Origin of the sequence: Massilia sp., from assembly GCF_032106685.1 — a bacterium.
Lineage (GTDB): Bacteria > Pseudomonadota > Gammaproteobacteria > Burkholderiales > Burkholderiaceae_D > Telluria.
The window spans coordinates 25,647-35,691 of the sequence record NZ_DAMCPG010000047.1 but is presented as its reverse complement, the minus strand read 5'-3'; the positions used below and the strand labels follow the sequence as shown (position 1 = coordinate 35,691).

General features: G+C 55.4%; 8 protein-coding genes. 3 read left to right on the top strand and 5 right to left on the bottom strand.

The annotated features are described in order from the left end of the window. The 5 genes from RT688_RS20385 to RT688_RS20365 form a co-directional block, all read right to left on the bottom strand. A partial coding sequence (locus tag RT688_RS20385; RefSeq protein ID WP_313706665.1) for a hypothetical protein occupies window positions 1-748 on the bottom strand: 748 nt, incomplete at its 3' end. Between the two features lie 244 nt (window positions 749-992). After that, the gene (locus RT688_RS20375) at window positions 993-2,252 is read right to left on the bottom strand and encodes a hypothetical protein (protein WP_313706664.1); all 1,260 of its coding nucleotides are present in this window, start codon (window positions 2,250-2,252) and stop codon (window positions 993-995) included. After that, the gene (locus RT688_RS23900; protein WP_409521959.1) at window positions 2,161-2,391 is read right to left on the bottom strand and encodes a DUF4224 domain-containing protein; all 231 of its coding nucleotides are present in this window, start codon (window positions 2,389-2,391) and stop codon (window positions 2,161-2,163) included. Before RT688_RS23900 ends, RT688_RS20375 begins: the two co-directional genes overlap by 92 nt. A 2,986-nt stretch (window positions 2,392-5,377) precedes the next feature. Beyond that, window positions 5,378-6,553: a chromate transporter gene (locus RT688_RS20370; RefSeq protein ID WP_313706663.1), complete on the bottom strand. Its 1,176-nt coding sequence runs from the start codon at window positions 6,551-6,553 to the stop codon at window positions 5,378-5,380. A 152-nt stretch (window positions 6,554-6,705) separates the two neighbouring features. Then, the gene (locus RT688_RS20365) at window positions 6,706-6,882 is read right to left on the bottom strand and encodes a hypothetical protein (RefSeq protein WP_313706662.1); all 177 of its coding nucleotides are present in this window, start codon (window positions 6,880-6,882) and stop codon (window positions 6,706-6,708) included. 259 nt (window positions 6,883-7,141) lie between these two features. Between RT688_RS20365 and RT688_RS20360 the strand changes: the two genes are divergently transcribed. Genes RT688_RS20360 through RT688_RS20350 form a run of 3 tightly spaced genes read left to right on the top strand, consistent with a single transcriptional unit; the run spans window position 7,142 to window position 10,039 of the window. After that, entirely contained in the window at window positions 7,142-8,368 is a 1,227-nt protein-coding gene (locus RT688_RS20360) for a TolC family protein (protein WP_313706661.1), read from the top strand. Further along, on the top strand, window positions 8,365-8,922 hold the full coding sequence (locus tag RT688_RS20355) for a hypothetical protein (RefSeq protein WP_313706660.1): 558 nt from the start codon (window positions 8,365-8,367) through the stop codon (window positions 8,920-8,922). The genes RT688_RS20360 and RT688_RS20355 overlap by 4 nt, the downstream gene beginning before the upstream one ends. A 1-nt stretch (window position 8,923) precedes the next feature. Next, entirely contained in the window at window positions 8,924-10,039 is a 1,116-nt protein-coding gene (locus RT688_RS20350) for an HlyD family efflux transporter periplasmic adaptor subunit (protein WP_313706659.1), read from the top strand. The last annotated feature ends 6 nt before the right edge of the window (window positions 10,040-10,045 follow it).

Below are 10,045 nucleotides of genomic sequence, written 5' to 3'. Positions count from 1 at the left end.
TATGCACTCCCCAGCTACCGAGAAATTTCCTTATCCGGTCGTCTTGCTTATTGGGGTCACCGCTGAAAACGGAAGCTGGAACAAGAGACTCGAAAGCCTTGCAAAGATTGAGTAACCTTTCGCCTGTGACTTGGGAAGTGAATTCCGTTTGGTAATCCATCCGATAGTTTTGCGTTAAATAGCGCTGTGCTGAAATAATTTGCCGAGGTGTCTGTCGAAGGTGCGGTAACGCGGTATTGAGCTGTTTTGGAACCGCACCTGACGCCCCCATCTGGGGGCGCCACGAACTGGTAGGTAGCCCTACCGTAAATGGTACTCCGCTAACCGTGCCGCTTACCGAAATAATTTCTATTGGAACTACACATGCAGGAGAGAAGGATGCAGCAAGTCGTTCGGCCAGTTCTTCGATGAATTGATGGAGGGCGTTAAAATCCTCGACGTTAAATTCTAATGTGCAAGTCCCGCCATCAAAGCTTATTGGAATGCCAGAGAGTGTACCTTGATATGCGAATTTATTGGCGAATTCTCCGGTCATTGGCAGAGGTTTTGGAAGTCCATGGAAGGTCGGGTAGCGCATTTGAACAGATTGCCCCCCGGTTATTTCCCTCATTTTCCCTGTGAGAGGAGCATCGCCAAAGTATTCTTCCGGACCAAGCTTCACTTTAAGAGATACGTTGTAGGGTCGCGGTACCTCAGAAATGTCTTTTTCGATTTGAATTTGTCGCCGAGGGAGCTGGAAGATAAGCATTGTGTCCTTTGTATTATCAAGTTGTTCGCATGCTGACCCAGCTCGCGTTTTACGCGGGCTGGCCGAGCATGTTTTCTGCCATGCCTGTATTTAAGGACGTGTTCGCCAAGCGGGCCATTGGGCCTGCTATCAACTAGGAAGCATCATATCCTGCCGCAGGAACCGGCAGGCCGGCAGGGGAGCCTCCGGATGTGAGCAAGGAAATGCATTGCTGCCGGAAGTTCTGCAATTCGGGTGCCATACATCACTCCGTGGCCTTCGCCCGTTTTTCTTGTCGTCGGTCGTAAAACCGGTGCGTAGTGGCCGGATTCGCGTGCCCAGCGAACTCGTAGACGTCTTCGCTTCGGTTCCGCAGCTTAGTTGTGATCGCGGCTGGACGAATGTCGGATAGAGTGAAATACTCCGGGTGCTCCGTGATCTTGTACCCCTCGTATGGCTTGATCGTGGTCTTGGCCTTCCTAGCCGCCCGGTATCGGACTTCCCATTCACGCTTTGCCGCCAGAGCAGCCGAAACTTCGCTGTCGAACGATGCAATCCAATCAAACATCGCGTCCGCCCACAGTGATCCCCACCCGCTCTTTGTGTATGGTTGGCCCTTTGCGTTCGCGAACAGGAACAACCGGCTTGCCGTGTGGGCCTGCTTCGCCCTTGCCACCACGGTTCGCAATCGTGGCGACCACTCGCGCAGCTTCGTCACCTCGTCCTCTCCCTTCTTCCGCTTCGCACTGATCACACGCACCCCTTCTTTGCCAAAGCCGGTTACGTGGAAAGGCCGTACCTCAGCCGCCCGGAAACCAGTCAAGTAAGTAAACATGCTAGCGCAGCCCATCACCTGGTATCCGGACGTCTGCCGGCGCGCCCAGAGGTAGAAACGGATTATCTGGCTCCGATAGATCGTTCGAACCTTCCTCTCTGTCCTGTTCTGAATCATGTCATTAAATGGGTTCGCTTCGATCAGCCCCCAACGTATAGCGAAGTAGCAAATGGTTGACATTAGCGACAGCTCCTTGTTTGCTTTCGCGGGGGCGCCGGCTTTCGCGCGCGCCTCCAGATACTGGTACCCGTGTTGTGTTTTCAGTGCCATCGGTCGCATAGCTCCAAAGAACTTCGTCAAGTTAGCATAGGCGCCAGCGCGCACGGCCAGGCCGTCTTTCGACTGGTCCTTGTAATGCTCTGGCGCCGCCTCATCTCGGAAACGCTCGATCATTTCTGCAACTGATCCGGCTACAACCACCCCCTGCTGTATGTCGAGGGCCTTCCGTTTGGCGCTACGGTCCGCGTCGGCAATCGCCTTCTTATCCCCTAATGGGGCGCTGGCCAAGGTCTCACTCCTGTTGTCAGGATATTGGTAGTACCAGGAAACCTTGCGTTTCCCAACCCGTTTATACAAGCGGTCGATTCCCGTTCGTTCTTTACGACTTGAACGCAGTGAGGTTTGGAGTTTCGGCATTTCGCGAGCCTTTCGTTTCTTCAGAGATTCCCATTTTTCGGTCGTAATAAGCACGAGCTACCTGAGGGAGACCCGTTGAAGCCACCTCGAATTTCCATCTAGTTGAAGATAACCAACCGATCATCCTACTGCGCTGGTTAGGTTTGCAACCGACCAGCTCAGCTAATTCATTTGCAGTTAAATACTTGCTCATTTCGCCCGTTCTAAGGTTAACTATTTTCACTAAACATTCTCATCTTGTAACGCGAAAATTTCCTGCGTTTGATGGGCGAATTTTAGAGAAAAAAACAAACAAACGAAATAGGAGGAATAGGTTATTGAGGAGTAACTCGTTTTTTTCGCAAATTACCAACACTCCATGGAACACATCAACAGCGCGAACAACCTCGGCATTGCGACTCTAGAAACATATAATTTATTGATCCCGTTTATTATTAATCTGTTACGTTTTATAAAAAAGTGAATTTCTGATTTTTTTACTCTCTGTCCGCAGTCGCGGACAGAGAAATGGCTGTGTAGTTCTCTCACCGCTAAGTTTCCGCATTTTGAGCCGCGTCCTTGGATGGTCCAACTAGCCCAATCGTCGCGACTGGGGTTTCAAAGAATTAGCCGGGCACCGGCGTATACGTCTCTTATAATGACCTAGGTATGGGTTTATGTCTGTTTTGAAGTGGGATTTTGCATTCACCCTTCGGGTGTCTTTGCAAAATCAGGGTACGAGCGCCTCTACAGGCGAAGCCGATCGCCTACTACCAGACTGCATGGGCAGTCGCTACCAAGCGAAGGGTCTCCTCGGTAGTAACAGGTCTGCTGGAACCTCAGCATGATCGACGTCCTGTCATGTCTCCGCCGTGATCGGCCCATCCTTGCGATTACTGCAGACCAAGCCGGATCGAGCAATCCTGATGAGCAAGTTAGGCGCAGGTTTGCGCAGTTTGATCGGCAGGTTTAGGACGCATGTCTCTTGGTCTAGGGAGACGCTGATTAATTCTGAAGTGCAATCCTCGCGCCATTAAAAATCAATAGGTTACGCGCGCTTGATGGCCGAAAAATCGAATTAATCAGTGCTTCCCTAGCGCTTGAGAGAGTCGAAATGCTTGAGTGATTCTTTCGAAGCGGTTGAACTAGGGTTTACAGTCCCTGGTACTAAAGTTATACCATATTTGTTGCAAAATTTAGACCAATTATAAGTTTGATTAGGATTTTCTTTTTTTTTGCGTCGTTAATCAATCCCGTTTTTATTAGGCAGGCTGAAGGCTCTAGGCATGGAATGGCATGAATAGTGGTGAACTCAGGTTAGAAAAAATATAGCGCAGAAATATCATTTGGAATGTGGGAGGTCAATAGAAAATGCCAGGCAACTTAACTGACTGGCATGAACAAACCGAGCCTAAGTTCGTCGCAAAGTGGTTTCCCGGCCATGGAGTCAGTCAGTGCGGCTTGACGGTACTACGGTAACGGGCGACCCCATTGTTTTTTCTTAGCCCTGCTGAATTTTGCGAACAACACTACTTAGCCTAAGCCGAGCAGTAGCGCCGTTGAAGGCTCTCGAATCTATTCCCTCTTTACGCAAATTAATTCGCGATTCCAGATTAGGTTGACCCACAGGCTAGTCTGTTATTAGCCAAAAATAGCCACGATATCGCGTGCATGAGCTATACATCGATCACGCTGATCGCAGTATACAAGGGCGCGTCTCATCTGCTGGACCGTGCGGTTTCAGTCCTCAAAGCAAGCAGCATGTTGTGCATTAACAACAATTCTAAAAATTTTTTTAGATTAAATTGCTTGTTAAGACGTCGATGTAAATACGATTGCAAATGCAATTTTCACTAAATCTTGCAAATATAGGAGGTTTACGTGCACGATTTTTAACGAAAACGGGCTTCGCCAACAAAATTGCGTGCCATCGTTAGAGAATTCGGTGCCATCGTTAGAGAGTTCGGTGCCATCGTTAGAGTATGCGATATGTGGATAACTTCCGATAAGCAAGGTTTAAACCATTGATAGCAAAAGGATTTAGCGTAACTAATGAGAAATCTAAAGTTATCCACAAAAGCTCTCTAACGACGGCACCGAATTCTCTAACGATGGCACATGTCTCTAACGACGGCACCTTACCTCTCTACTGATGGCACCGGAACACTCTAACGGTGGCACATTACCTCTCTAACGATGGCACAATTGACGCAGTTTTTATTAATTAAATCAATCACTTAGGTGCACGGTAAACAAGATCTTAAGGTTTACAATAAAACCTCAAGCTGTTTTTAAGCGCGCGCGACGAGGCATCGCCAAGACCAGATAAAAAAAGCGTCCACGTGTCTGGGCAATGCGCGAATGCTGTAAATTTAGGCGCTGGTTGATTGCGTAAACGTAGAAGCCAACTCTAAAATAGGATTGTGTTCTGCTGAAAGCCTCCTGGCAAAGATGCTATCTAAGCATCAAGACGGTCATCAATGAACTTGATCATCATCTCAGGTATAGGCTGATCTACTATTCGGGGAGATGGCATTTGAAAATTACTCAGGTCAGCAGTGCTGACATCTTTACACTTAAGCAGAAGTCGCCATGTCAAAAAGCTTAGACGAACAACTACTTGGCGCGGAGAGTCAAGCAGCCGCGTCCGAAGCAGTTCGTTGCGCGGTAGAGCGGGCAACAGCAAACGAGTGCCGTCGTCGCGCCGAGACAGTTCAGGCGAACTTGGCCCAGGACGGGAGGCACGCTGACGCTGTCTCTGCGAACGTTCTGAAGATTGCTTCTCTTGTGCGAAGAATTGTGGAGGACGTTAGCACTGAGCTCGTCAAGGGGGTCGGAATTTTTCCCACATCAGCGTTCCCCCGTGGATGGTGCCAAGATACCTCACGAGCACTTGGGCACTTGCTGAGTTCGCGGGGTGAACCTGGATTTGAACTTGTCTTTGCTGCTCACCCCGATGATGACCGGAACACACACGTCTGGTTGCATAGAGACGGATTAATTGTTGACATTACTGCAGACCAATTCAAAAATTCGGGCTGCCCAAGTGTCATGGTTACAACTGATGATGCTTGGCACGGACGATGGGTTCAAAAAAAGCAACCGCTCGACGAAGTTTTGGCAGGGCATGCGGACTGCGCAATCTACTCGGCAGTGTGCGATCATCCAGACTGGCAAGAGTTGGTAAGCAACATAAAGTATTATCTCAAGGGGTAGATAATTAGTCCGACGACAACCGCTGCCGCAACCACGACGGGCTCCTGAAGTTTCTTAAACTTCCACAGGAGCACGATCGTGCAAATTGCTATTACGGCCGTCGGGAGGTCTACGATGGTCCGCTTCGCGATAACAATGACAGACCCAGCGATTGCCCCGATAGCAGCGGCCGTGATCCCGTCCACAAAAGCGACGACCCCCGGTACCTTCCCGTATTTCTTGAAGTACGGCGCGGGGATGATCGTGAACAGGTAGCACGGCAGGAAGGTCGCCAGCGCCGCCACCGTCGCACCGGGCATCCCGGCCACCAGGTAGCCGATGAAGCCGACCGTGATGACGACCGGGCCGGGCGTGATCATGGCCACCGCCACGGCGTCGACGAACTGCTTCTCGGTCAGCCACTGGTGTTCGGTCACCACGCCGCCGTACAGGAAGGGAACGATGGCCAGCCCCGAGCCAAAGACGAACGCTCCCGCCTTGGCGAAGAACGCGGCGATCTGCCCGAGCAGGGGCAAGTCCGCCGTTGCGTACAGGCTGGACAGGAAAGGCAGTTGCGTGACCGCCAGCGCGTTCGCGCTGCCTCGCTGGAGCCATTTGGGTGGTGCACGCCAGACCCACACCAGCACGCCGGCGGCGATGAACAACCACGCGATTTCCGATTCGGTTGTGATCGTGACGGCCGCGAGCACAGCGTAGATTGCCCAAAGCAGCTTGTCCTTGCCGATGCTCTTTTCGGTCAGTTTCTTCGCGCTCATCACGATGATGCCGATCACAGCGGCGCCCACGCCATAGAACACGGCCTGCATCCATGGCAGGCCGCCAAAACGCACGTATGCCCAGCCAAGTGCGATGACGATGAGGAAGGACGGGATGACGAACGCGATGCCGACGAGCGTGGCGCCCAGCACCCGGTAATGTACGTAACCAAGGTAGATCGCGAGCTGCGCAGCCAGGGGGCCCGGCGCAAGCTGGGACAGCGCCAGCCCTTCTTTGTAGTCCGCCTCGGATACCCATTGACGGGACTCGACGAGGTCGCGATGCATATAGCCGACCAGCGCGACCGGGCCGCCGAAGCCGAGTGCACCCAGGCGCAGCATATAAAGGATCATCTGCCACATTGTGTAGCCTGGTTTTTTGTCCCTATTTAATGACTCATTCATGTAAGCGCCTTGTCGTTCTGATGTGTCAAGTTGTCAACGCTAAGGAATTGAAACACATCCCCGGTCGAGGTAGTAGGGGCAGCTGATATAATCTTTCGAAATTTGCTTAGTGATTCCTTTCCTTGCGTCGGATTGTCCACCTCCTCCTGCTGCTATGCTTGCCACTGTATGGTTTCGCCATGCAGGGTAGCTTGCCGCCTGTCGCGGACGCGGTTTCGTTCGTCCACGAGCTGGAACACGATGAAGGCATCCATCACCACCATCATGAGGACGACGGCTCGGTTCACTATGACGAATCGGACGAATCCCTCGATCACGCGCAGGAACATTCCTCTCCTTCACAACCGGTAGGCTTCGGTCTCCCGCGCCTGGTACTCCCTCCGGAACAGCCAGTATCCGAACTGGGGTCATATGTTGCTCAGGCAGTTCCTGAACCGTTCCTCGACGGACCACACAGACCTCCTGCTTTCTCCCTCGGCCACACTGCCGGGGGATCGCAGCACGCGTAATCGAAAGATGCAGGGGCAACGCAGGTTGCTCTGACGTGCTCGCCCTCGGTGATTCTGAATGTCACCCGATGGAGAACACATGCGCACCTGCCGCCTGTCCCTTTACCTTATCGGTGCCGCCCTGGTCCTGCCATGTCAGGCCGTCGCAGCACCGCCTCCGCCGACTGTAATCGGCACCACGTTGAAGCAAGCCGTCGAGGGCGCATGGCAGCGCGCACCCGCCGCCCGCACGATCGAAGCGCGCCAGGACGAAGCACGTGCTGCGCGTGATAACGCCCGCTCTTGGCTCGCTTCCAACCCTACGTTCGGCTTGTCTCAGCGCGCAGACCAGGGTTCGTCCGAGCGCGACCAGCGAGAATCCGAGATATCGGTTTCGTCCTCATTCTTCCTGCCGGGCCAGAAGAGCGCGCGCAAAGCGCTGGCCGCGCGTAGCACTGAAGAGGTCGCCGCTCACATCGGTGCCACCCGTCTGGCTGTTGCCGGCGTAGTGCGCAACCGCATGTGGGAAGCGGCAGCCGCCCAAGTCAGGCTCGAAGAGAAGCAGGACCACCTGGAACATCTTGAGGGGCTCCGTGACGAGGTGCAGCAACGCGTCAAGGCCGGCGACCTGGCACGCAGCGACGGGCTGCTCGCCGAACAGGAAGTCCTGGCGGCCCGGATCGCCGTCACGGATGCGCGCACTGCGGCCGTAGAAAGCCTCGCACGCTACCGCGTCCTGACCGGCCAGTCCAATTTGCCTCCGCTCGAACCCGAAGCGCTCTCTGAAGACACCGCCCCTACTAATCTGCGCATAGCCGCCGCGCAGGCGTCTGAACAGCGCGCGCACGCGGCGCTACGCCTAGCAGCGGCTTCCCGCTCAGCGCCGCCGACCATTGCCTTGTCGGCTCGCCGGGAAGACGAGAGGCTGCTACAAAAGCCTGTCAACAGCATCGGCGTGGCCCTGCAGATCCCGTTTGGGACTGCCGCACGCAATCGTACCGTTGAAGCCCAGGCGCAGACCGTGATCGCAACTGCTGCTGCGGAGGCGGCCGAGGCCCAGGTGAATGCCGAGGCCGATGTCGAGATCGCGAAGGAACGGCTTGCGAATGCCCGTGCTGCGCTGGAGACCGCCACTGCACGCGCAACCGCCCTGCATGAACATACTGCGCTGTTCGAAAAGGCGTTTCGCCAGGGTGAAAAAGGTCTTGCCGACCTGCTCCGTTCGCGCGCGCTCACCCACGAAGCCGATGTCGCAGTCGCCCAACAAAAAGTCGCGCTCGGGCTCGCCCATGCGCAACTCAATCAAGCCTTAGGAATCCTTCCATGAAATACCTGCACCTGATGTTTGCCGCCGTGCTCGTTATGTCGTCGGCATTCGCAAGCCCTGGCGCCCACGGGCCCAATGGCGAACACCTCGATGGCCAGGCGGCCGCTACCGGCACCACTTCGTCCGTTCCCCGCATCGAGACTTTCACTGAAGCTTTCGAGCTGCTCGGCCATCTTTCCGGCGGCGAGCTGTCGATCATGATCGACCGTTACGAAACGAATGAGCCGGTACTGGGGGGCGTCCTTGAGGTCCAGTACAAGGACCTCAAGGCAAAGGCCAAATTCCATGCCGACCTCGGTGACTACGCAGTCGACGATCCGAAGTTTCTTGCCGCAATCTCCAAGCCGGGCGCCCATGCGCTGCTGTTCACTCTGGTCGCAGGCGAGGAAAGCGATCTGCTCGAAGGCACGCTGACGGTTACCGAAGCGGCCGACGACCACGGACACGAGCACGGTTTCAACCGCCGCTGGTTGCCGGCAGCGGCTGTAGCGCTTGTCCTGGTCGCTGCCGCAATTTTCATTGTTCGGCGCCGGCGCCACGCGAAGGAAATCTAATATGAAAATGACACAACGCCTTATCGCTGGCCTGATCACCGGCTTATTTGCAAGTTCCCTTTTGGCGTCGCCCGGCGCGCACGGACCAAACGGCGAGCACCTGGACGGCCAGGCCACTACTACTGTCGGCGGGCTGGCGCGCCTGCCCGATGGCAGCGTCAACGTTCCAAAACTGGCGCAGCGTCGCATGGGCGTGCGCACACTGATGGTTAAGGAAGGAGAATTTGCCCGTACCGCGCAATTGAACGGCCGTGCGAGTATCGACCCGAACGCCGGGGGACGGGTGCAGGCGCCTTTCGCTGGCCAGATCGCGCCGGGGTCAAACGGCCTGCCTGTTGCCGGCCAGCGCGTCGTCAAAGGCCAGGTGCTGGCACGCCTGCGACCGACAGGCGCCGCCATCGAGCGCGGCAACCAAGCGGCCCAGCTGGCTGAGCTACGCGCCAACCGGGCCCTGCTGACAAAACGGGTGGAGCGCCTGAAGTCGCTCGAAGGCGTGGTCCCTGCGAAAGAAATCGAAGCCGCCCAGGCCGAACTGACCGCAACCATTGGTCAGGAACGCGCGGTTGCCGGTTCGATCAGCGGCGCCGAGGCGATCGTTGCCCCTGCCAGCGGCATCATTGCGAATGCATCGGTGCTCAACGGCCAGATCGTCGAGTCGCGCGACGTACTTTTCGAGATCGTCGATCCGCAGCGCATGGTCATCGAGGCCTTGTCGTCCGACGCGGGGATTGCTCGCAAGATCAGCGCTGCAACGCTTGTCGACGTGCCGGATGTCGAGCTGACCCTGCTGGGCGGCGCACGCACCTTGCGCGATGGCGCGGTGCCGATCAATTTTCGTGCGCGCAGCGCCAACCTGGACCTCGCCGTCGGCCAACCGGTGACGGTCCTGGCTAAGCTCGACACGAAGCTCAAAGGTATTGCGCTGCCGGCAGCGGCCCTGGCCCGCAACCCGGCCAATGAGACGGTCGTCTGGATCAAGTCAGGTGCCCAGCGTTTCATTGCACTGCCGGTGGAGGCAACCGCTCTGGATGCGAGCACCGTCATCGTCACCAAGGGGCTCAGCCCCGACAACAGGGTGGTCGTTGTCGGGACCTCCCTGATCAACCAGATCAGGTGACGATCC